The organism is Psychrobacter sp. TB15 (assembly GCF_000511655.1).
Taxonomy (GTDB): domain Bacteria; phylum Pseudomonadota; class Gammaproteobacteria; order Pseudomonadales; family Moraxellaceae; genus Psychrobacter; species Psychrobacter submarinus.
In genome coordinates this window covers 75,131-99,306 of record NZ_AYXN01000029.1, presented here as the reverse complement: position 1 = coordinate 99,306, position 24,176 = coordinate 75,131, and the positions used below count along the sequence as shown (strand labels likewise).

The following is a 24,176-nucleotide window of genomic DNA, read 5'->3' as shown; positions in this document are numbered from 1 at the left end:
TTTCATGCTAGCGCCAGAGCCAAAACCCCCCTTATTATTAGCGATTAAAGACAGTATAGAAAATATCATACTCGCTAATAGGCAAGCTACGAACGCTTTTAGTTTAACTGATGAGTTACGTCATGACATCTTAAGCACTTTAGTCACTTATAGCGATAGAATCCCGCATCCAGCAAGTGGTGCCTCTAATACAAATAGTCGCTCATCGAACACTTTAATTCGCTGGCAGATTTTGGCGTACGTCGCAGGGATTGATTTAACGATTGCCAAATGGTTCGAATCGCATTTAGATGCTTTAAGTATCTTACGTGAAATTGGCTACGATCAGACGGCTGAAGGGTTATGGGCAGTGTGGGCAGCAGAAGGTCATCCTGATCCTATACGCTATGAGCAAGGTAAAGTGAGCGGCACAAAAGCGTGGTGCTCTGGTGCTAATAGTGTCGATTACGGCTTACTCACTTATCGCGACGAGCAGGGTCAGTCCTGTTTGCTGATCATAAATATGCATCAACAAGGCATTAGTATTGATAACAGCGCATGGCAAGCGGTAGGCATGCAAGCGACTGATACCGCTACTATCCAATTCAATGAGGTGACAGCCCATAACGTAGGCACGGCAGACGCCTATTTAGATCGAGTGGGTTTTTGGCATGGAGCCGCTGGCGTTGCAGCTTGTTGGTATGGGGCAAGCGCAGTAATAGCTGGTTACTTGATAACGGCTTATCAACAAAAACCAAACGATTATAAAGCTATGTATTTAGGACAAGTCAGTACAGCATTAGCAGTCACTCAGCAGTATTTTTATCATATTGCTGAGCTGCTGGATACTCAGCCGCAAAGCAGTCATGAGCTAGCTATTCGTCAGTTAAGAGCGCACGTCGAGCAACTAGCGCGGCAAGTCATAGAAGTCACTGGACAGGCTTTAGGTGCAGCGCCATTTTGTAATAATGCGCATTTTGCAAGATTAGCAGCAGATCTGCCTGTCTTTATTCGCCAAAGTCACGGCGCTTTTGACTGGCAACAGATCGGTAAGCTGGCTGGTGCGTCCACACACTCCTTATGTAAAAACGATTTGCTTAAGCAGGCAAGCTTATGGCAACTATAATGTTGAACAACGATGACGCTTTAGAAGATAGTCGTAATAATATTCATCCTATTGTTGGTGACCGCATCATTACAGGTGACGGCACCAGTCAGGACGCTTGGCAGAATTGGGCAGGGCTGCATAACATGCCGCGACTAGACGTGGCCACTAACTTCTCTTCACAGCAGCGAGTGTGTATTTTTGCACCCCATCCTGATGATGAAATCCTGGGCTGCGGCGGTCTACTACAACAGCTTGCCGCCAATGGTAATCATATTATATTGGTACATGTGACCAACGGCACACAAAGTCATCCTAATTCGCAGATTTACTCCCCAGCAAAACTCAATACCATCCGCCCACAAGAGAGTCTAGAAGCGCTTAAAGTGTTAGGTATCGATCATCAGGTCACGATTATTAGCCTAGATTTGACGGATGGTGAGGTGTTCGCTCAGCAGGCACAGTTCTATAAAAAACTAGCTGCTATTATCCAACCTGACGATGTTCTAGTGACGCCTTTCGTACATGACGGTCATCCTGATCATGAAGCTACGGGACAGGTCGTGGCCACATTTGCTAAACAACAGCAATTAGCTTGTTATCAAGTATTCATTTGGGCTTGGCACTGGGCTGAGCCTGCCGATAATCGTATTCCGTGGAGCCGCGCGATTAAAGTCGACTTGAGCGCTGAGCAATTACAACGCAAAACCGAAGCGATCGCTTGTTTTAAGAGTCAAATCGAGAGTGATACAAGTACCGGTAATCCGCCTATCCTATCGGCACAGACTATTGCTAGAATCAGCCAACTATGGGAGGTTTATTTATATGAGCCTAATGTCTAAATCTACTTTGCTAGTCGATACTGATCATCAGACTGATACCTATTCAGAGACTTATTTTGATGCCTTGTATCGCGATAGTAGCGATCCATGGCAGTACCAAACGCGCTGGTATGAGAAGCGCAAGCGCGATATGTGTTTAGCAGTATTGCCGCAAGCTCACTATGTTAGCGCTATAGAGCTTGGCTGTGGTAACGGCGTATTTAGTGAATTGCTGGCTGGGCGCTGTCAAAGCCTTTTAAGTATTGATGGTAATCAAAAAGCGGTGAAACTGGCCAAACAGCGCTTATTGAAGCATTCTAACGTCAAGCTAATACAAGGGGTAATTCCTCAGGCTTTATCAGACGGCCCAACTGCTGACCACCAGACTTATCATTTAATCGTTATTAGTGAGATTTTATACTATTTGCCTTTAACTGATATTGATAAAGTGATTACTTGGATTAAGCAAAGCCTTGCTCCCGGTGGCACCTTACTGTGTTGTCACTGGCGCTATAATATTGACGGCTTTGAGATGACAGGTGAAACTGTACATCACCGTTTACAGCAAGCGTTTAATATAGAGAAAAGTCTAGCTTTTACCCATCAAAGCCAAATAGTAGACAGTGATTTTTTATTAGACGTTTGGCAGCGCTCTGCGCAAACCATCGCTATGCAAGAACAATTAATATAATGAGTTGGGTCAAAGCATGATAACTAGCAAAATCGTCAACGATATAAAAATTGCTATTGTGATTCCGGCTCATAATGAAGCGTCAACTATTATGGATTGTTTGACCTCAGTTCAACTCGCTATTGAACAATTACCCTCCACTATTATTGCCTATCCCCTAGTAGTGCTAGATAGCTGCACCGATGAGACGCTTAGTCTGATCAGAAGTGCCCAGGTTGAATACAAGATTGAATACTTGACTTGTGACTATCGCTGTGTGGGACGAGTGCGAGACTTAGGGCTTTGTCATGCTATTGCCAACGGTGCGAATTGGCTTGCCTGTACCGATGCAGATTCAATGGTATCTGCAGATTGGCTCACGCAGCAAATGGCTCATATTCAGCAGCAGCCGACCGACATGATCTGCGGGGTAGTCAGTGTCAATAGTTGGGCACATTTAAGCAGTCAGACACAACAAGCTTATGAGGCTCATTATCAAGACATCATGGGTCATCGTCACATCCATGGGGCAAACCTCAGCTTTAGTCGTGAAGCCTACCTCGCCGTTGGCGGCTTTAGCCCTTTAGCTTGCCACGAAGATGTCGATTTGGTAAAGAGATTTGAAAATGAAGGCTATGCCATCACTTGGAGTAACAAGGTGCGAGTAACTACTAGCAGCCGCTTACAAGCTCGCGCAAAAGAAGGGTTTGCAGCGTTTTTAGCGAATTTAGAAAGGTCTGATTTACAGTAGCTTCAGCTCATCTTAATTGCCAGTACCTTAAGGACAATGGTGCTAAGTTCTAAGCTAAGAGCCTTCATTTATAAAACAAACGAAAGCAGTTATAGTTTCGCTTGTTTTTTACTTAAGCGCGAGTATCTGATGAATGGATAGTTCAGTTACCGCTAGATTTATCATGTATTTATTATAATTGTATATTATTCATCATTTATTGCACGCCATCTGCGGGGGTTTGATCTAAGTTTGAGTTATTTTCATTGACGTAGACTGTATCATCAACCTCTTGCTCATCCTCTGCCCCGCCTACCGTAGAGTAATACGCCTCAGCATCCTCATCTTCTGTAGAAGTCGTAGTGGTCGTTGTAGCGTCATCCGTATGAACAGGAGTCATTTCGCTAGACTCTATAGTAGTGTTATTTGAGACTGTTTCGCTCGCTTCGGTATCCGTTGTTTTTTCAGTTTCATTGCTGCAAGCCGTTAGTACAACTGTGCTTGCTAATAGAGCCATCGTAAGCTTACTTACTAGTAATTTCTTGCTTAGTAACTGGCTTAGTAACTGGTCCATGTCAATCTCCTCACTGTGGTTAGGCCAAAACTATTAGCCATGCTATTTATTAAAGATTAAGTTGAATGTACTTTTAATTTTAATAATAAATAACTGAACTAGTATGAGGGTTTTGTTTGCTTTCATTAACGATTTGCTAATGCTTTTACTTTATAAATGACAAGCACATCTATACTTCAATACGCCCTAAATACACAATTATTTGCAGAGTGTTATCTATTAAAAATGATTATACTGCCTAGATGCTAGCAATTAAGCCCATAACCCTTCAACATGAAGAGCGCTGGCGTGAATAGTTGGATAATCTGCAAAGCTTAGCTGATAGCCACCCGCCGTATTAGGGTTAATCGTACAAGACGCTCCTAATGGGAAGCTTGCTTTTTGCGCGATATGGCCAAAGCGCATGCCACTATATATCGGTAACCCTGTTAACTTGTGCAACTGACGAACGACAGTTGCTACATCATAGCGCTTATCATAGCTGTCCTCACCAGTTCCAGAAAATGCACCGAACACGATGGCTTGTTGATTTTTGAACACGCCTGCTAGATATAGCTCATAGAGCATACGCTCGATACGATAAGTCTGCTCACCGACGTCTTCTAAAAACACAATGCCGCCATCGATACGCGGTAGATACTCACTGCCTGTCAGTGCCGATACTACGCTCAAATTACCCCCCCAAATCGTTCCCGTTATTGAACGGCTATCGTTATCTGCCAAAATAGGCGGCAGCTTTGGACTGGTAAGATCGGCATTATCGACATCAATAGTAAGATTCGGATCGGTTAAAGCGGCTACAAATTGACGACAACTGATGCGGTCCGGCATGGCTTTACCAAACTCGCTATAGAGCATAGGTCCTGCCAGCGAGCTCATATTGGCTTTGGCGAGCAGCGCACATTGAATCGCGGTAACATCACTGAATCCGGTCAAGATAGTGCCACGCTCTTGCATAACACGGCCTAGCGTCGCCCAATCAACCATCGGCAATAGACGAGAAGCGCCATAACCACCGCGCACGCCAAGCAGCAGTTTTGGTGCGCTAATCGCGCCCGTCGCGATGTTTTGTAAGTCGCTTGCTCGCTGCGCATCAGTGCCAGCGAAACGTAGATACTGACGGCGGGCAACCTCAGGGTTTTGCACTTGCAAGCCAGCACAGGCTACGCGCTGCAATGCCAGCTGGTTGCGAGCATCATGACTGCCGACGTTTGAGCTTGCAAATAATCGCGTTTCGATGGTTGGCTTAATGCACTGTCTTGTCTGGTTTAACTGCTGAGATGGCGACTCAGACCCAGAGACTGCAGACGGTAACTCATCTTTAGTGAGCGCGGTCAGGTTATCAGTCACTAATAAATCGTCATTCGCCAACGCATTCACCATACTTTGGCTCGCTAATAAACTGGCGCTCGCTCCTACGCCCAAATGACGCAAAAACTGTCGGCGGTTGAGCTTAGATACTATTTTCTTAGTCATCACTATCCTACAAACTGTAATCAGACTTAATAAAACGATACATAATACCCTATCTAGTCATTTGGCGCTCAAGCTTACCCTTGCTATAGTAGCTAACAACAGCAACTAGCAAAATAGTGCGTAAAAACCATAATCAACGACAATGAATAAAAAACAAGGATTTTTTATATGAGTGATAAAAATAAAGAAAAAGATGATAAAGGGCTATTAGAAAGTATCAAGCTGATTGTCAGTAAAGAAGATAAAATAAAGGACCAAGTCGAAAGCGATCGCGGACTTGAGCGTTATGCCAAAGATTTACTGTTGCTCATGAGCTTAGTCAAAGACTATTATCAAGGCAATTATCGCAATATTCCTTACAGAACTATTTCAGCGGCAGTGATTGGTCTTCTTTATGTCCTAAACCCTATTGATATTATCCCTGATTTTATTCCTTTTATCGGTCATATCGATGACGCTTTAGTGTTAAAGTTTTGTTTAAAGCGGATGGAAAAGGATCTATCAAAGTACAAAAAATGGAAAAACGAGCAAACGGCAGCTAACGACAAAAATACTAATAAAAATATGGACAGTAAAGAAGACAAAGACTCTAAAGCAAAAGGTAAAGAAGAGAAGAAGTCAGCTAGAAAGGATAAAGATAGCGAGACTGATAAAAAATCATAAGATCATTAACTTTTCATTCTATTATCGCTGCACAATAAAACCACGGCCAATGAGAGTATCTCGTTGGCCGTGGTTTCGTTTGCTTATCTCTATTATTTTAGTGACAGCTATTCTAAGGGCATTTACTCTAGGGACAGCTACTATAAACCGTTAATCTGGGACATGGTAGCTGGACTTTTCTGGATTGAGTCCAAAGGAGAACACAAAGGTTGCAACGAGGCTATTGACGATAATAAAGGCTAGGTCAATATGGATATGCCCTAGCATATAGCGGCCAATCAACCAAGAGACAATCAGCATAACAATAAAAAAACCGCCCATATACCCTAAGATAGCGGGATGCTTTAGATTATAAGGCTGTTCTGGTGTTTCTTTATCTAAGACTTTTGTGCGAATCAACCAGCCTGCGGCATAAGAGAGGCCGCCTAACACCACGTAACTCAAAAAATTCATAATACCTGACTCGATCATTGACCATTTAATTATAGGATATTGCCACGTGCGCTACCGTCGATGTAGCGGCACTGATACTAACTAATATCAGCACTGGCATAAGGTTTAAATACTTTCATCGACGTTATCGATGACGATATTGGCATGCGGATCAGCCAAAATATCAGTATTGACCTCATCGCACTCGACGCGATAAATAGTATTAGCGCCGCGGTAAATATAAGACAAATACTCACTATCGAGCAAAGGGTCGATATTGGCATAAGCAGGTTTAACATGCGCTAACACTAGCACCCTATCAGGACGAGCGATGACCGCATCGACATTATCGGGATCGATCGAGAAGAATGTTGGAATCTCCTCATTGTCTACGACCTCTAATACTTCAGGATCATCCCAAACTCGCCCACTACTGGCAGGCTCTTTCATTTGCATGACCCACTTTCCATTTTGCTCACTGACTTTTATTTGTGCTGGTTCATCAAAGCTTACGGTATAGCATCCTGCAAATATAGAAACATCTGCCTGAGACACTGTAGACTCAACGCTTGTAGCTTCAGGGTCACTATCGCTACAGCCTGCTAGCCATAATACGCTACAGGCGGTTATACTAGTGAGCAAGGTCGTAAAGGATTTACCAATAACATCTGCGCCTTTAGCCATCGTCAAGTCTTCCTACATTATTGTTTTGGATTGGGATTTAAAGAGTGCCGTTATCATTCTAACAGAAAATGTGAGCGCTGCTTTTGAGATCTGTGATGATAGTGTTTTGTGTCTCCCAGTCGCCTTATCGGTTATAGATTTGCTATAATCAAACTCTCTATTTTAACATCGACCTTACTCCCTTACCGCTGAGTTTTTATGTCAGATAATCGTTCCGCCGCCCAAACTAAAGCTATGCAGACGGCTGCGTCTAATAAAGCAGACCCTTTAGCCGCCAAAGCCAATACTACTATCGCTTATACCGACGGCGCTTGTAAAGGCAATCCCGGCGCTGGTGGCTGGGGCGCACATCTTATTTTGAGTAATGGACAAACCAAAGATCTATACGGCGGTGAAGACGCCACCACCAATAACCGTATGGAGCTGATGGGCGCCATACAAGCCTTGCAGCATAGCGCACGCGATATTACCTTAGAGATCTGGACCGACTCAAGCTATGTCAAAAATGGTATTACCGACTGGATTGACGGCTGGAAAAAGCGCGGCTGGAAAACAGCAAGTAAAAAGCCGGTGGCGAATAAAGACTTATGGCAACAGCTTGACGCGCTATGCCAAAATCGTAAGGTAGAATGGCACTGGGTAAAAGGTCATGCCGGACACGCAGGCAATGAAAAAGCCGATGAGCTTGCCAATCTTGGTGTCACAGCCAGTAGTGAGCATGATGATCATTTATCTGCTGATAGTACCGCAAATAGCGCTGATGATAGTCGTAAAAAAAAAGCCGCGACTAATGAGTCTGCGCTTGATAAAGACGACTGGTTAAGCTTTGACCCTTTAGGACTCGATAACTTTGAAGACATTGACGGCATTGATAATGATGATAACGTAGATAGTATGGACAACAGCACTGACGAGCTTGAAGCTGAGGCGGACCCTAGTCCAGACCACATGACTGCAGTTCAATCGACTAGCCAGCCTTATCAGACCGCCGATACTCATTTAGATTTAGATGCCCATTCAAATACTACTTTAAATAGCACAAATGACGAAGATAACCCAAGCGTCTTGCCCTCTATTACGATTGATACTACGAGTACAGATATGACTGCCGAAACCGATTTACAGCACCCTGATACGCAAGCGGCTGCTTTGCCAGAATTCGATGGTGATACGAGCCGCGCCAACCCTAATTTCAAGCCGCTACTGCCAACGCCTACGCACCGCGGTGAGAGCAATCGTCAACTGATCATGGATACTGAGACGACGGGACTTGATGCGCTAAAAGGCGATCGCATCATCGAAGTGGGTATCGTTGAGTTGGTGGGGCGTAAATTCACTGGTGAAAAGCTTCATGTCTATATCAACCCGCAGCGCGGTATGGATGAAGAGGTGATACGTATTCATGGTATCTCTGAGGCCTTCTTACAAGATAAACCGACTTTCGATCAAGTTGCCCAAAAGCTTTATGACTTTATGGATGGTGCCGAAATCATCGCTCATAATGCCGCGTTCGATATGAACTTTTTGACTATGGAATTTGAAAAAGTCGGACTATCGGACTTTGCCCAGCGGGTACAAGTCACTGACTCACTGCTGATGGCTAAGCAGCAGTATCCAGGGCAAAAAAATACGCTAGATGCGCTAGTGCGCCGTTTAGATGTTGGTAAGCAAGACCGTACCTTTCACGGCGCTTTACTAGATTCGGAGATTTTGGCGGAAGTCTATCTGGCGATGACTGGTGGTCAAGTATCATTAGCGATTGAAGAAGATAGTGCTGGCGACGGCGGCCAGACCGCTCATGCTACCTTTGCCAATTTAGCCACGCTACTGCTGGATTCCAGCCAAGATGATAAGGCAAATCGCGATTGGTTTATGAATTTGGCTGAAGACTATCCAGTAATGAATGATAGCTTATCGAATTGGTAAGCTATGATAAGAAGTACTATGGAATTTAAACGCTATACGCTATCATCCGTTAATGGCTATTAATAATAATCGATAAGGGAACACGATGAGTCAGTCTGAGCAAACCACGTTGAGCGCGCCTACGCTTAGTATCACCAACTTTGACTTACCCTCTTTGCACTTATTGCATGATGAGGTCATAGTTACCCTAAAAAACGCTGAAATCCACTTGAGCGACTTTAATGACAATCAAGCACAAGCGCCTTTATTGCTCGAATCAGTCGAAGTCCTAACCCAGTTATCGCGTATTTTTGAGCTGATATCGCTTAAAGGCGGTCAAGTATTAAGCTTAGCGATCGCCCAAGGCTTGCAGCAGCTGCATGACAGTCAAGACAATACCAATATCGCGTTGATCATGGATCTCTCAGAGGCGATAATGACCTTAGATCGTTATGTTGAATTCGTGCTATTGACTGAGACCGTAGAGCCAAGCTTATTACTGCCGATTATCCATAAGCTACAAGCTTATGGCGATGAAGCACCTATTGATACTGACTACTTTGCCGACTTTGGCCGTAGCAGCGTGATCATCGCAAACCCTGAAGATAATTTTCAATCCTTGGATACACTCGGGCTTGATAGTCATTTATTAACCAACGTTTATCGTAACGGTCTTAGCATTTTATTGGCTAATACAGATTGTAATATCTCGACCCGTGAAGCTAAGAAACTCGAAGCAATGAGCGCTGCCTGTGCTTATATCGCAGGCCACAGTAACAGCTTATTTTGGCAAGCTGCTGCAGCAGCAATAGTCGATATTGAAACTCAGCTTCCTTTGTCTCTAAGCCAAAAACATACCTTAATCTACTTAGAACAGCAGTTTAATAGCTATCTGCCAGTGATGGATATTCGTTTTGCTGATCTGGTCAGCTTCGCTTGTAGCCGTGATAATGAGCAAGCGCAAAAGCTGCGTGAGCAGTACGCCAATAACCAGCTTGAGTCATCACAGCGCGAACAGATGAAACGCTTTTTGTTTGGCCCCAACCGCGCCATCACTGACATCTCAAACGAGCTCATCCAAGAAAAGATCAACCTCATCAAAGAGCAAGTGGATAGCTACGCACGCCGCAATACTGTCACCGCTACCCCTATCGAGCCTACTGATATCGCAACCAAAATAGCTAAGTTGAGCTCTGCCCTGCACCTATTAGGTCTAAGCGACACCGCAGCTCTGCTCACTAATACAGCTAACGCAGTTGCTAAGTGGGACCACCCAAAACCTGAAGATTTTGACGAGCTGCTGTTAGCGCTCATGTCGGCCGAAAATACTTCGATTACAATGGCAAAAATGCATACGCCTGGCGCGACTAACTTATCGCTGAATAACCAGCGAATCTCCTTGCATCAGCTTGATACGGCCTATGATGTTTTAGTACAAGAGAGCCGTAGTAACATCACAAAAGCCGAGCACGCCATCACCACTTATATCACTGCAGATGACGCGCATCTGTCCATGTTAGATGAGTTTCCAGAGATGATCTGCCAGGTCGCAGGAGCGCTACGTTTCTTAGAATTACCTGCTTTGGCAAATATGTTTAGTCAATTGGCAAGCTTCACCCAGACCTGTCTAACAAACGCACAGCCTCTAAGCGAGCAAACCCTCAGTCACATGGCGGATGTACTCATGTCCGTGGATTATCGCTTAGATGGTTTTGAGAATAATCGTCCCGTAAATAAACGCTCGCTAGATGTCGGTCAGCATAGCTTAAGCCAACTACTAGCCGCCTAAAGATTTTGGATAGATGTCAATGAGTGCTGCTTTTATAATCGAAAAAGATACTGTCTTATGTCGCAGGACGCCTAAAGGTTGGCAGCCCTTATCTATCGACTTCTCGGCTGATTCAGACCGCAACCTGCCCCCTTATCAGTTAGGCTGTGTCGAACTGTTAGAGAGCTTAGCGCCAAGCCATTGGCAGCAAAGTGCACATTGGCAAAGAGACAGTAGCAATAGCAGCATAAGTGATGAAGCTGTTCATCCAGCGAATAATGCTCCGGCCGCATATGCTATCAGCTATCACTATGCAAAAACCAATCAACTCACGCTACCGACTATCCGCGATGATATTGAGTCCATCTCAGCGGCAATCAACCAAACTGACATTCAAGCAAATGATGCTGATGACAATGGCGCTATAAACGCTTTTATCTCTTATCGGCAGCTGCTCACTCAGATTCCAGTAGCGCTCGCCGATCAGATCAGTCAGGCCATGCAGCTGCTGCGCTGGCAAGCGGATACTCAGTTTTGTAGTCGCTGTGGTGCGGCGGTCTGTGCAGCGGACTCTGGCGAGCGGGCGATGGTATGCAGCGTTTGCCGCTTACGCCAGTATCCGCGAGTACAGCCATGTGTGATTACGGCCATTACTCGCCCAAACCCTAAGTCCGGCGAGATGCAAATACTATTAGCGCATCATCACCGCTATGGTCAGACCACTCTGCCATTACAATATGGTTTGATTGCAGGCTTTGTAGAAGTTGGGGAAAGCTTAGAGCATGCAGTGGTAAGAGAAGTGTTTGAAGAAGTCGGTATTCGCTTATCAGACATTCGCTACGTCAGCAGTCAGCCTTGGCCGTTTCCTTCTAACTTAATGCTCGGCTTTCGGGCCAGTTATGACAGTGGCGATCTTGTGCTGCAAGAAGATGAGCTGTCGCACGCAGACTTTTTTGATTTATCAAACCTGCCAAAGATACCCTTCAAAGGCAGCATTGCTTACGACCTCATTGCTCAAATTGCTGAAGAGCAAGGGGTTACGCTTGCATAAAAGTCTATTTTGACTGCTAGTCATTATCTATATTATTTAGCCTCTATTATTTATTCTGTATTATTTATTACATGCCCGTTTTAAGGCCAGTACTCCATGTCTGACAATCATACTCACCCTTTACCGACTCGCCTAGCTGATCTGCCGCTATTATTCGATACTCGAGCGTTAGAGTCGCTACCAAAGGCGACGCAAATTAAAATCGCTCAGATCGATGCTTGCTTACCACAGACCCAATGCGGGCTTTGTGACCATCCGGATGGCTGCCTGCCTTATGCAAGAGCGATCGCCGTCGATGACGAACCTCATAACAAATGCGTACCTGGCGGACAGCCGGTCACCGATGCGATTGCCCAAATTCTGGTAGATAGCGATAGCAGTCATAGCTCTATTAGTAGCGCCAGTGCCGACACTCCTGTCATGGCCGAGCCCTCCAAGTGGCCGATAGATGACACGACGATGCGCCCAACCGAAGTGCGTGCCATTATCCGTGAAGACGATTGTATCGGCTGTACTAAGTGTATCCCTGCCTGCCCGGTCGATGCTATCGTCGGTACCGGTAAGCATATGCATACGATCTTTACCGATCTGTGTACTGGCTGCGAGCTATGTCTAGCGCCTTGTCCTGTCGACTGCATTGATCTAGTGACAGTGCATCGCGAGCTGACAGCTGCCGAGCGCGAACAAGAACAAGACGATCTGCGCCAGCGTTATCATACTCATCTAAGACGGGTCACCAAACAGCTGGCCGATAGTAGTAATGCCAAGCCCGTCGTCAGCATGGTAGAGGCTAAGCTCAATAATGTCGCGAGCCAAGCTCTCGATATCAGCGAGCAACAAGCCAAAAATACTATTGCGGCAGCAAAACTACGCAGCAAAATCAAAAAGCTAGAAAAGCAGCTAAGCGTGCGTCCCAATGCCGCTAAGCAAAGCGAGCTTAGCGCCTTACAAGAAGAGCTTGCCACCCTTTAATGGATGCTATAACGAACCACGCGATAAAAATCAGTCAAATTAAGACGTCATCTTATGAGTAAAACCGTTAAACATAAAACCGCTAATACGCCGCCATCGAGACTGATGCCTAAGCGCAATGTGCGGCCATTCTTTGAAAAGCTGGCGGCAACGATAGATGAGCCCGTCACTGAGCTGCACTTCAACAGTAACTTTGAGCTGCTTATCGCCGTTATTCTCTCCGCGCAAGCCACTGACGTCAGCGTCAATATTGCGACAAATCAGCTTTATCCTATCGCTAATACGCCCGAAGCCATTTATGCTTTGGGTGAGGAAGGACTCAAACCTTATATCCAGAACATTGGTCTTTATAATTCAAAAGCTAAAAACGTGATAAAGACTTGCCGCGACTTGATTGATAAGTTTGACAGTCAAGTGCCTGATAATCGTAAAGACCTTGAGTCATTGGCAGGCGTCGGCCGCAAGACTGCTAATGTGGTGCTTAATACGGCATTTGGTCAGCCCACTATGGCGGTCGATACCCATATCTTTCGGGTCGGTAATCGTACTGGCCTTGCAACTGGCAAAAATGTGCTCATCGTTGAGCAAAAGCTAGTCGCGCGTATTCCAGAAGATATGCTAGTAGATGCCCATCATTATCTGATCTTACACGGACGCTATACTTGTCAAGCGCGCACACCGAAATGCGGTGCTTGTCCGGTGTATGAGGAATGTATGTTTAAGGATAAAGCTAAATTTTTGGAGTTATGACTACTCAAATGAAGGTAACACCATGCGACTCTCTCCGCGCGACTCTTTGATATTTATGAAGTTTTAGATTTGTTTAGGACTCTTAAGAGTTTCGAGAGTTTAGTTGAGTCGTAAAGACGCTCTAGAGTTTTAGAGCAAATCACGGTAAGATATGGTAATTTTTTTGACTCATTTTTCTATTTTTATAACTTTTAATAAATACTGACTCGTTTTTATAACAGTCCCTGCCATTAAGCGATCATATTATGCGTGAATACAGTTTATTTACCTCAGAGTCTGTCAGCGAAGGCCATCCTGATAAAATGGCTGACCAAATCTCTGATGCCTTACTCGATGCCATTTTGCGTGAAGATCTGCACGCGCGCGTCGCTTGTGAGACTTTAGTCAAAACAGGCGCTGTCGTATTAGCTGGTGAAATCTCTACTACAGCTAACATTGATATCGAGCGTATCGTTCGTGATACGGTCAATGGTATCGGCTATCATCATTCGGACTTAGGTTTTGATGGTGAGACTTGCGCGGTTATCAACATGATCGGCAAGCAGTCGCCTGAGATTGCCCAAGGCGTCGATCGTAGTAGCCCAGAAGAGCAAGGCGCTGGCGATCAAGGTCTAATGTTTGGTTATGCCAGTAACGAGACGGATGTATTGATGCCCGCTCCTATCGAGTATGCGCACCGCTTGATGCAGCGTCAGTCTGAGCTGCGCCGTGCAGGCGAGCTGCCTTGGCTCCGACCTGATGCCAAAGCACAAGTAACACTCAACTATGATGGCAATCGCCCTGTCGCTATTGATGCGGTAGTACTATCGACTCAGCATGATCCTAGTATCTCACAAGCGGACTTGCAAGAGGCTATCATGGAGAACATCATCAAGCATGTGCTACCAGCTGATCTGCTGCATAAAGGCACGCGCTATCACATCAACCCAACCGGTAAGTTTGTGATTGGCGGGCCTGTCGGCGACGCGGGTCTAACTGGCCGCAAAATCATCGTTGATACTTATGGCGGTATGGCTCGTCATGGCGGCGGGGCTTTTAGTGGTAAAGACCCCTCTAAAGTCGATCGTAGTGCCGCTTATGCGGTGCGTTACGTCGCCAAAAACATTGTCGCAGCTGGCATTGCTGATCGCTGCGAAGTGCAGGTCAGCTACGCTATTGGTGTGGCAGAGCCGACTTCTATTTCTATCAACACTTTTGGCACCAACAAAATCGATAATGACGAGATTATTCGCCTGATTCGTAAGCATTTTGACTTACGTCCTTATGGCATCACGCGTATGCTCAATCTGCTGCAGCCCATGTATCAGCAGACTTCAACCTTTGGTCATTTCGGTCGTCCTGGGTCTGAGACCGCATTTACTTGGGAAAAAACCGATAAGGCTGAGATACTCAAAGCCGATGCCGGTCTGTAGTCCGAAAAGCAAGATTACTATCTATTCTATAAAATTTAGACTATTGAAATAACATACTATTTAACTCATTTACTTAACGGAGTCTTTTATGTCTGACGCCAATATGCCAAACGATACTACCAATACAGACAATATCGAAAACAATGTCGAGATCACTCCTGAGATGCAGTCTTTTTATCAGCGCGCTGATGAGATTATCGGCGTTGCTAATAGCCAACTCGGCGAAAAGGCACACTCAGGCCAAGTCGGCGCTTCCCTACTTTATGCTGCCGCGCGTTATAGCGCTTCGGTCGCCTCTATTGGCTTTGTAAAAGGGGAGGATTTTGCCAAAGAAAAAGAGGACATTATCGAGTTTTATACCAAGCAGTACCGCCAAATGCTCAGCGACAATCTTACTGACTACGCACAAAACTTCGATAACTATGTGCAGCTTAATAAAAACGATACAGTAGGCGAATAAACAAATTCTTAGCGTTTGCCTAGCTTGTTAGTTGCATTAAAGTCTTATGCTCATTAGTATCTCCCTATTAAACCCTAAGCTTAATCATAAGCTTAGGGTTTTTTATTGATATAGCCGTATGGTCAATGCCTACGAATCAGCTATAGCGCTACGAGCGTGCGTCTAAAATAAACTAAAAAGAGTAAGGCATGCCAGTCAAACTTATATCAGTGATACCCTCAAGCCTATGTAATAGCCTGAGATTTTCGCCAACGATAACAACTTAGTGGCTGACTGATGATAAATAAGCTACTATGAATTTGGACTTTGTCATTAATCAAGGTGACTAGATCGATGACAGGACATAATCAAACAATACTGATAAGGAGATACCACTATGAACCCTGTACTCAAATCATGGAGACTAAGCTCTTTATTACTAGGGTTGTCAGCTATTATGGCGTTAGCTGGCTGTAGTAATATTCCAAGTGTCAATACCCCAGACGATGCGGCTATTCATACCGTGGAATATGGCAAGCAGATATCTAGTGACAACCCTTTTACCAAATGTCCCCCTTATGACCCTGAGCAAACCATGTGTACCATGCAGTACGATCCAGTATGTGTCAAAACAAAGACCGACTCAGGATTCAACTATCGTACCGCGGGTAATGCTTGCTCCGCATGTGGCACAACCACTGCAATCGGTTATACCAAAGGACAATGTTCATAAACCAAAGCTTATAAACCAATGCTCATATTCAATGATTATGAATGTTTACCCGCTATCACCCATAAAAAAGCCCTAGCTTAATATATAAGCTAGGGCTTTTCTTACGAATGGTCATTTTTCTACAAAGTCAGATTAAACCTGTCTTACTTATCTTTGGGCTCTACGATTAAGTCAGGAGGCCCTGTTAACAGATCTTCATCACGGAACTCGTTAGCTGAGTTGTGTTCAGCAGACTCCTCAGTAGTGAACCACTGCTTATTACGATACAGAATCAGACGATCTCGGCTCAAACCACGCAGTAGTGAATACATCATAACCATAATCACGATAGCAAACGGGAAGCCTGAAACAATCGATGCCGCTTGCAGAGCCCCTAAACCGCCAGCTGCTAAGAGTACCGCTGCGATAACGCCTTCAGTACCTGCCCAGAATAGACGCTGAATCTTAGGCGGATTGGTATCACCACCAGAGGTCAACATATCGATGACGAAACTTGCAGAATCTGACGAGGTCACGAACCAAAGCACGATCATAATCACGATGAGTAGGTTGACCGCTGCAGTTAATGGATACGATTCCATTAGCTTAAAGATTGCGCTGCCAGTATCGGCTTTGACTGCCTCGATAAGACCAGGACTTGCCACACTTGGATCAGCTGCAGCCATCAGCTCCATGTGTACTGCTGAGCCACCAAAAGCGGTGAACCATAAGAAAAGAATAGTAATGGGGATTAATAACACACCCAAAATAAACTCGCGAATCGTACGGCCACGTGAGATACGAGCGACGAATACACCAACAAAAGGTGACCAGCTAATCCACCATGCCCAGTAGAAGATAGTCCAAGATGACTGCCAGTTATCTTGGCCTTCATAAGACTCAGTCCAAAGACCTAAAGGAATCACTTGATGCAAGTAGTTACCAACGTTTTCAACGAAACTATTAAAGATAAACTGCGTCGGACCTAAGATAATCACAAAGCTGAGCAAGATGACGGTGAATAAGATATTCAGATCACTTAAGCGCTTGATACCTTTATCTAAACCCAAAAACAGCGACATGCCTGCCAATACAGTAATAATAGCAATCAAAATGATTTGTGTAGTGATATTATTAGGTACACCAAATAGCGTATCTAGACCTGAGTTGATCTGTAACACCCCTAATCCAAGCGTCGTCACCACCCCAAACATCGTCCCAAATACGGCAAGTGTATCTACCGTATGACCCATAGGTCCATAGATTTTTTTGCCGAGTAAAGGATACAGGGTTGAGCGAATGGCCAAAGGTAGGCCGACACGATAATGGAAATAAGCCAACGCCAAAGCGACGATACCGTAGATGGCCCAAACATGAAACCCATAATGCAAAAATGAGATATTCATCGCAAGCTTAGCGGCTTCAACACTCTCAGGCGTGCCTAATGGCGGTGCCATAAAGTGATACAACGGCTCAGCAGTACCCCAATACAGCAAACCAATACCGATACCTGCTGAGAAGAGCATACCAATCCATGAGACTAGATTATACTCGGGCCTCTCAGTTTGATGACCTAGTCTGATATCGCCATAACGGCTAAATATCATATAGATACTCATGACTAAGGCTAGATTCACCACCACGATAAAGAACCAGCCAAAGCGCAACGAGACAAACGCTTTTGCCTCGTTAAACACCACTTCAGCTTGCTCATTAAAAAAAGCGCCGAAAATAATAAAGACCAAAATCAAAATAGCTGAGGTCAAGAACACAGGTTTACTTACCCGTGGAAAAGGGCCTAAGCGGCCAACTTTTACATGATCCATAGCGTGTCCAAAAGTTAAAATTGCGTCACCTTACCAAGATATAGGGTGATTATCAAATGCAGTATTAAAAATACAGTGGTTAATATGCAAAAATAATTTAGAAAGAATTAAGGATATTTTGCTATAGCGAATCGAACTTTGAGCCTTAAAAGCTATTATCAATACAATCGCTTAGGCTATTTTAGCTTTTATCATGGATATAAAAAAAGCCTCAATCTGTTTAAAGATTGAGACTAATAATAAAGTTTAACGTACTTAACTGAAGATTAATCGCCTTTGACGATCTTTGGCGGTCCTTTGAGTAGATGCTCATCGGCAAACTCATCAGCGGTATTATGATCGATAGACTCATCAGTAATAAAACGCTGCTGCGCACGATAAAGGATCAAGCGATCGCGGCCAAGACCACGCCACAGCGCGTACATCATGGCAAAAATGACAATGGCAAAGGGTAGACCTGCAACAATCGCTGCTGCTTGCAAAGCACTAAGACCACCTGCTGCGAGCAAGATTGCGGCAATAAAGCCTTCTGCCGTCGCCCAAAATAGACGTTGAATCTTTGGTGGATTGGTATCACCACCTGCGGTTAACATGTCAATGACAAAGCTTGCAGAATCAGACGAGGTGACAAACCACAAGACAATCATGATGACGATCAACAAGGTAATAGGCTTAGCGAATGGATAATACTCAACCAACTTAAAGATTGCGCTACCTATGTCTGCTTGTACTGCCTCTATTAGCCCAGGGCTTACTAGAGCAGGATCAAGTGTTGCTAACAGCTCCATATGGATAGCTACGCCGCCAAAGGCTGTGAACCAAAAGAACAAAATAGTCATCGGTATCAGTAGCACACCTAAAGTGAACTCACGAATTGTGCGACCACGAGAGATACGAGCAATAAACACCCCAACAAATGGTGCCCAGCTTACCCACCATGCCCAATAAAATATCGTCCAGCCACTTTGCCAATCGGTACCACTATACGACTCACCCCAAAAACTAAGTGGAACGATTGCCGCCAGATAATTACCAATGTTTTCAAAGAAGCTATCAAAGATAAATAGTGTTGGACCCAAAATAACCATAAAGGCTAGCAGTAGGCCGGTGAGACCCATATTGAGATCGCTCAAACGCTTGATGCCTTTATCAAGACCAAGCATTAAAGATCCGCAAGCCAGCAGAGTAATAAAGGCGATAATGACAAACTGAACAGCAAGACTATTCTGAAGACCAAATAGGTTTTCAAGTCCTGAATTGATCTGCATGACTCCTAAACCTAGCGAGGTCACAACGCCAAACATCGTACCAAAGACGGCTAAAATATCGACCGTATGTCCCCAGCGCCCATAAATCTTTTGACCCAATATAGGGTACAAAGTTGAGCGAATGGACAGCGGTAATCCGCGTCTAAAATGAAAATAGGCCAAAGATAACGCGACGATAGTATAGATAGCCCAAGCATGTAAACCCCAATGCAAAAACGAGACATTCATCGCCTGCTTAGCGGCCTCCATGGTCTCAGGCTCAGCCATTGGCGGCGCCATGTAATGGTATAATGGCTCAGCCGTACCCCAATAGACTAGACCGATACCGATACCTGCTGAGAACAGCATGCCAATCCAAGACCCCAGGCTGTACTGCGGCCGCTCAGTTTGCTGACCCAAACGTATATCGCCGTAGCGACTTGCTATAAGATAAATACAAAAGACTAAAGCCACGTTCATGAGTAAAATGAAGAACCAGCCAAAATTAGTCGTAATAAAGCTTTGCAGATAACTAAAAAGCGCACCAGCAGTCTCAGTGAAAAATGCGCCAAAGATAATAAAACCAATAATAAGAATACTCGATGTGATGAAGACGGGCTTGCTTACCCTAGGAAAAGGGCCAAGCCTTTCAACCTTTACGTGATCCATTCGTTAAATAACCTTAATTTTTTTGGAAATTTACCTTATCAAGATAACGCGCAACTATCAATTATAAAACAAGTACTTACAAGTCTTTATTGAATAGAAACAAAGTTGTAAGTCATCAATTAGAAAACATTATTTCACTATTGGTAAAACTACTGCCATGTTATATCATAGCATTATGATTAATTAACCTTGGTTTTACTGTGGTAATAAATGTAGCAATCTGCCGTTATCGCCATCTTCCAGTAGCCATACCTGACCATCTATGCTTGATACATTTCGTATTCTTGCGCCCATATCATAGCGATAGCGCTCACTGGCATTACCTGCCGCATCCATATCGACCACGATAAGCGCTTTAGAGGATAAGCCGCTCATTAATGCCTTGCCTTGCCATGCTGGAAAGTCATTTTGACTGCCTGAGGTGTAGATACTCAAAGACGATGGTGAAATAACAGGCGTCCAGCTCACTTTAGGAGGAGTAAATTCAGGACGAGTATCATGGTCGGGTATGTCTGTGCCAGAATAGTTACGACCGTTTGAGACCACAGGCCAGCCATAGTTATTGCCCTTGACGATTAAATTATACTCATCACCGCCACGCGGTCCCATCTCATTGCTCCACAATCTGCCCGACTCATCAAACGCCATACCGAGTACATTTCGATGACCCGTACTCCAAAACTGGGCGCTAATGTCATTATTGTTGGCATAAGGATTGTCACTAGGGACAGTCCCGTCAGGATGCAAGCGGATAATTTTACCAAGATTTAAGCTCATATCTTGCGCAGGCTGTTTTTCTTGACGATCGCCTGAGCTGATATAAAGGTAACGTCCATCAGGTGAGAACAATAAGCGATGACTATAATGCCCTTGCCCATCGATTTTTTTGTTTTGCTGCCAGATAGTGCTGATGTTTTGCAAACTTGGCTTCTCGGTATCTAAACCGCTGAGCGTCGCTTTGATAACCTTTGCCCCATATTTATTACTATCAGCACCACTGCCCGCTTCGGCGTGACTGATATAAATAGCATTACTTGCCCTAAAATCTGGCGCTAAAGTCACATCTCCTAAGCCGCCTTGTCCGCCATAAGCCACCTCTGGCACACCTGCGACTTGGGTTTTGACTCCTGTCTGCGTATCGACCACAAATAGCTCGCCCGACTTTTGCGTGACTAGCAACTCAAGCGCGTCATTTCCTGTTTTTGGTAGTGCAGCCATCGCCCATGGCTCATTAAAGGTTGCGATCACTTGGGTAGTAAAGCTAGGCTTGCTGTCTTCTGTTTGCTCGCTAGTACTAATGTCAACGTCTTGTGTATTGGCTACAGGAGTGGCTGATTCTGAGCAGGCCGCAGTGCTAAATAGTAGAGCGGCTACCATTAGCGGTAAACTAACTTGCTTGTTTTTACTTATCTTGCTGTCGATTGGCATAGCGTTCATCCTTTAATATCTTTAGTCTCATTTTTATTTATCGCTGACATCTGTCTTCTAATATAGCAAGCCTCATGTAACTTCGCCCAGAAATTATGCAACAAAAAACCCTTTATCTACTATGGCAGATAAAGGGTTAGTGTTACTTAGATATTGGCTCTCAATCTAAAATGACTATTAGCTCATTCTAAGCTTATTAAAAGTCAATCTATCATCTTGATCGACATCGACTTTGATGATATCACCTGCGACAAAGTCACCAGCCAATAGCTTTAATGACAATGGATTTTCGATCTCTTGCTGGATCGCACGTTTTAGTGGACGCGCGCCATACACAGGATCGTAACCAACAGCGACTAGTTTGTGCATCGCATCGGCTGACAGCTCGATATCCATCTCACGCTCTTGGAGACGCTGACGTAGACGCTGCAACTGAATGTCAGCAATACCAGCCATCTGCGACATGCCAAGCGGATGGAATACCACAATCTCATCGATACGGTTGATAAACTCTGGGCGGAAATGCTGTCCGACCGAATCCATCACCTCAGACTTGATGTCTTCATAGCTCTCGCCGACCATCTCTTGGATTTTGTGTGAGCCTAAGTTACTGGTCATCACAATCACCGTGTTTTTGAAGTCAACCACGCGGCCTTGTGAGTCGGTCAAACGTCCATCGTCTAACACTTGTAGCAAGATATTAAACACATCAGGATGCGCTTTTTCGACCTCATCAAACAGTATCACGCTATAAGGCTTACGGCGTACCGCTTCGGTTAACGTACCGCCTTCTTCATAACCGACATAGCCTGGAGGCGCGCCCACTAAGCGGCTGACGCTGTGCTTCTCCATATACTCACTCATGTCGATACGGATGATGGCATCCTCACTATCAAACAAGAAGTTGGCCAGTGATTTGGTCAGCTCAGTTTTACCAACCCCCGTAGGCCCTAAAAATAAGAACGAACCCGATGGGCGGTTGGGATCAGACAACCCAGCTCGGCTACGGCGCACAGCGTTGGCGACTGCTTCGACTGCTTCATCTTGACCGATGACGCGCTCATGCAGCTTGTCTTCCATCGCCAACATCTTGTCACGCTCGCCTTGCAGCATTTTGCTGACAGGAATTCCCGTCGCGGCTGCCACCACCTCTGCGATCTCGTTGTCCGTGACTTTATTACGCAGCAGTTTGGCACCGCCATTATCACCTGCCAGCTCTTTTTGCTCGGCCAAATCAGACTCTGTGATACGGCGCTCAAGCTGTGGAATCGTCTCGTACTGCAGCTTACTCATGGTTTCATAGTCGCCTTCGCGGCTGGCTTTATCATAAGCGATACGCGCTTTGTCCAGCTCGTCTTTTAGCTGCTGAGAGCCTTTAACCAGCGCTTTTTCCGCTTGCCAAATCTCATTGAGATCGGCGTACTCTTTTTCTAGCTCCTCGATTTGGCTATCAAGCACTTTACGCTCTGCTTGTGCGCCGGCATCTTCTTCGTTTTTGAGTACTTCGCGCTGCATTTTTAGCTGAATCAGACGGCTATCGAGCTTACCGAGTGCTTCAGGCTTACTGTCCATCTCCATGCGCAGGCGACTGGCTGCTTCATCGATTAAATCAATCGCTTTATCAGGCAGCTTGCGATCGGTGATATAACGATGGCTCATGCGCGCTGCGGCAATAATCGCGCTGTCTTGAATATCGACACCGTGATGCAGCTCATAACGCTCTTTTAGACCACGCAGAATAGCAATGGTGTCTTCAACCGTTGGCTCATCGACCAATACTTTTTGGAAACGGCGCTCAAGGGCGGCATCTTTTTCGATAAATTGACGATACTCATCTAACGTCGTCGCGCCGACGCAGTGTAGCTCACCGCGTGCAAGCGCAGGCTTTAGCATATTGCCTGCATCCATCGCGCCCTCTGACTTACCCGCGCCGACCATGGTATGCAGCTCATCGATAAACAAAATGACATTGCCCTCTTGCTTGGCCAAGTCACTTAGCACCCCTTTGAGACGCTCCTCAAACTCACCGCGGAACTTAGCACCGGCAATCAATGCACCTAAATCCAAGGACAACACTTCCTTACGGCGTAGACCTTCTGGCACATCGCCATTGATTATTTTTTGTGCTAGGCCTTCGACGATGGCCGTCTTACCGACACCTGGCTCACCAATGAGCACGGGGTTGTTTTTGGTGCGGCGCGAGAGCACTTGAATGGTACGACGTATCTCTTCATCACGGCCAATGACAGGGTCTAGCTTACCCATCTCGGCTTGTTCGGTTAGGTTAATGGTGTATTTATTGAGCGCATCACGCTGATCTTCTGCGTTTTGATTATTCACAGTTTCATCACCGCGAAGTTGCTCGATAACCGCTGCTAACTTATCTGCGGTAACCCCAGCACTTTCAAATATCTTTTTGGTTTCGCCTTGCTCCGCAAGTGCCAATAGCACCCATTCAGTGGCAATAAAATCATCGCCTTCTTTTTGTGCTTGGCGATCGGCTAGGTTTAAAATCTTTACTGAGTTTGGGTTTAGATTGACATCGCCTGTTGGGTTGCTAATAGTTGCTTGATTATCGAGCGCTTTGGCCACGCCATTTTTTAGCGCCGGAATGGATGCGCCGGCTTGCTGACAGATCGCGATGTTTGACTCATCTTGCAATAATACTGCTAATAAATGCACCGGATCGATACCGGTGTTATCACGCCCTAACGCTAAGCTTTGCGCTTCTTGTATTGCAGATTGCAACTTTTGGGTGAATTTCTCAAATCTCATATTGTTATCCTTTGATAATTTATCATGGCAACAGGCTTTTATAAGTATTAGGTTAGCCCGTTTGCCTTTGGTTGCTATCTATATAAGG

The 24,176-nt window shown here is 45.1% G+C and carries 21 protein-coding genes; 13 read left to right on the top strand and 8 right to left on the bottom strand.

Going from position 1 to position 24,176, the window contains the following annotated elements:
• Positions 1–4: 4 nt before the first annotated feature.
• The 4 genes from W234_RS0106420 to W234_RS0106405 are packed head-to-tail and all read left to right on the top strand — an operon-like array spanning position 5 to position 3,326.
• Complete coding sequence (locus W234_RS0106420) at positions 5–1,105, top strand: acyl-CoA dehydrogenase family protein (RefSeq protein ID WP_051397391.1); 1,101 nt, start codon at positions 5–7, stop codon at positions 1,103–1,105.
• Positions 1,093–1,926 carry a PIG-L deacetylase family protein gene (locus tag W234_RS0106415; protein ID WP_025645813.1) on the top strand — a complete coding sequence of 278 codons (834 nt, stop codon included), beginning with the start codon at positions 1,093–1,095 and terminating at the stop codon, positions 1,924–1,926. The genes W234_RS0106420 and W234_RS0106415 overlap by 13 nt, the downstream gene beginning before the upstream one ends.
• The gene (locus W234_RS0106410) at positions 1,919–2,596 is read left to right on the top strand and encodes a class I SAM-dependent DNA methyltransferase (protein ID WP_025645811.1); all 678 of its coding nucleotides are present in this window, start codon (positions 1,919–1,921) and stop codon (positions 2,594–2,596) included. Before W234_RS0106415 ends, W234_RS0106410 begins: the two co-directional genes overlap by 8 nt.
• A gap of 43 nt (positions 2,597–2,639) precedes the next feature.
• Positions 2,640–3,326 carry a glycosyltransferase gene (locus W234_RS0106405; protein ID WP_025645810.1) on the top strand — a complete coding sequence of 229 codons (687 nt, stop codon included), beginning with the start codon at positions 2,640–2,642 and terminating at the stop codon, positions 3,324–3,326.
• A gap of 196 nt (positions 3,327–3,522) precedes the next feature.
• Here the strand turns inward: W234_RS0106405 and W234_RS0106400 are convergent, their stop codons facing one another.
• The gene (locus W234_RS0106400) at positions 3,523–3,879 is read right to left on the bottom strand and encodes a hypothetical protein (protein WP_025645809.1); all 357 of its coding nucleotides are present in this window, start codon (positions 3,877–3,879) and stop codon (positions 3,523–3,525) included.
• Positions 3,880–4,131: 252 nt separating this feature from the next.
• Positions 4,132–5,355 carry an LD-carboxypeptidase gene (locus tag W234_RS0106395; RefSeq protein ID WP_025645808.1) on the bottom strand — a complete coding sequence of 408 codons (1,224 nt, stop codon included), beginning with the start codon at positions 5,353–5,355 and terminating at the stop codon, positions 4,132–4,134.
• Between the two features lie 168 nt (positions 5,356–5,523).
• Between W234_RS0106395 and W234_RS0106390 the strand changes: the two genes are divergently transcribed.
• Positions 5,524–6,018 (top strand): YkvA family protein, encoded by a 495-nt coding sequence (locus W234_RS0106390; protein WP_025645807.1) that lies wholly within the window; start codon positions 5,524–5,526, stop codon positions 6,016–6,018.
• Between the two features lie 150 nt (positions 6,019–6,168).
• Here W234_RS0106390 and W234_RS0106385 read toward each other — a convergent pair whose 3' ends face one another.
• The gene (locus W234_RS0106385) at positions 6,169–6,471 is read right to left on the bottom strand and encodes a hypothetical protein (RefSeq protein WP_025645806.1); all 303 of its coding nucleotides are present in this window, start codon (positions 6,469–6,471) and stop codon (positions 6,169–6,171) included.
• Between the two features lie 105 nt (positions 6,472–6,576).
• On the bottom strand, positions 6,577–7,134 hold the full coding sequence (locus W234_RS0106380) for a hypothetical protein (protein WP_025645805.1): 558 nt from the start codon (positions 7,132–7,134) through the stop codon (positions 6,577–6,579).
• Between the two features lie 198 nt (positions 7,135–7,332).
• Here W234_RS0106380 and dnaQ point away from each other — a divergent pair, with 198 nt between their 5' ends.
• The 8 genes from dnaQ to W234_RS0106340 all read left to right on the top strand — a co-directional run bounded on the left by dnaQ (position 7,333) and on the right by W234_RS0106340 (position 16,164).
• Positions 7,333–9,060 (top strand): DNA polymerase III subunit epsilon, encoded by a 1,728-nt coding sequence (gene dnaQ / locus W234_RS0106375; protein WP_025645803.1) that lies wholly within the window; start codon positions 7,333–7,335, stop codon positions 9,058–9,060.
• An 85-nt stretch (positions 9,061–9,145) separates the two neighbouring features.
• On the top strand, positions 9,146–10,828 hold the full coding sequence (locus W234_RS0106370) for a hypothetical protein (RefSeq protein WP_025645801.1): 1,683 nt from the start codon (positions 9,146–9,148) through the stop codon (positions 10,826–10,828).
• A gap of 19 nt (positions 10,829–10,847) precedes the next feature.
• A complete protein-coding gene (gene nudC / locus W234_RS0106365; protein WP_025645799.1) occupies positions 10,848–11,858 on the top strand; it encodes an NAD(+) diphosphatase in 1,011 nt (336 codons plus the stop codon).
• Between the two features lie 96 nt (positions 11,859–11,954).
• A complete protein-coding gene (locus W234_RS0106360; RefSeq protein ID WP_025645797.1) occupies positions 11,955–12,830 on the top strand; it encodes an RnfABCDGE type electron transport complex subunit B in 876 nt (291 codons plus the stop codon).
• 54 nt (positions 12,831–12,884) lie between these two features.
• The gene (gene nth, locus W234_RS0106355; RefSeq protein WP_037059157.1) at positions 12,885–13,580 is read left to right on the top strand and encodes an endonuclease III; all 696 of its coding nucleotides are present in this window, start codon (positions 12,885–12,887) and stop codon (positions 13,578–13,580) included.
• Positions 13,581–13,825: 245 nt separating this feature from the next.
• Complete coding sequence (gene metK, locus W234_RS0106350) at positions 13,826–14,992, top strand: methionine adenosyltransferase (protein WP_025645793.1); 1,167 nt, start codon at positions 13,826–13,828, stop codon at positions 14,990–14,992.
• 88 nt (positions 14,993–15,080) lie between these two features.
• Positions 15,081–15,452: a DUF3144 domain-containing protein gene (locus W234_RS0106345; protein ID WP_156923964.1), complete on the top strand. Its 372-nt coding sequence runs from the start codon at positions 15,081–15,083 to the stop codon at positions 15,450–15,452.
• A gap of 376 nt (positions 15,453–15,828) precedes the next feature.
• On the top strand, positions 15,829–16,164 hold the full coding sequence (locus W234_RS0106340) for a hypothetical protein (protein ID WP_025645789.1): 336 nt from the start codon (positions 15,829–15,831) through the stop codon (positions 16,162–16,164).
• Between the two features lie 143 nt (positions 16,165–16,307).
• On the opposite strand, the gene W234_RS0106335 is transcribed toward W234_RS0106340, so the two are convergent.
• The 4 genes from W234_RS0106335 to clpB all read right to left on the bottom strand — a co-directional run bounded on the left by W234_RS0106335 (position 16,308) and on the right by clpB (position 24,088).
• A complete protein-coding gene (locus W234_RS0106335) occupies positions 16,308–17,969 on the bottom strand; it encodes a BCCT family transporter (RefSeq protein ID WP_025645787.1) in 1,662 nt (553 codons plus the stop codon).
• A 266-nt stretch (positions 17,970–18,235) separates the two neighbouring features.
• Positions 18,236–19,885 (bottom strand): BCCT family transporter, encoded by a 1,650-nt coding sequence (locus W234_RS0106330; protein ID WP_025645785.1) that lies wholly within the window; start codon positions 19,883–19,885, stop codon positions 18,236–18,238.
• A 195-nt stretch (positions 19,886–20,080) separates the two neighbouring features.
• Positions 20,081–21,313, bottom strand: coding sequence for a PQQ-dependent sugar dehydrogenase (locus W234_RS0106325; RefSeq protein ID WP_025645783.1), 1,233 nt, complete (start codon positions 21,311–21,313; stop codon positions 20,081–20,083).
• A gap of 177 nt (positions 21,314–21,490) precedes the next feature.
• On the bottom strand, positions 21,491–24,088 hold the full coding sequence (clpB, locus tag W234_RS0106320) for an ATP-dependent chaperone ClpB (protein WP_025645781.1): 2,598 nt from the start codon (positions 24,086–24,088) through the stop codon (positions 21,491–21,493).
• Positions 24,089–24,176 lie beyond the last annotated feature (88 nt).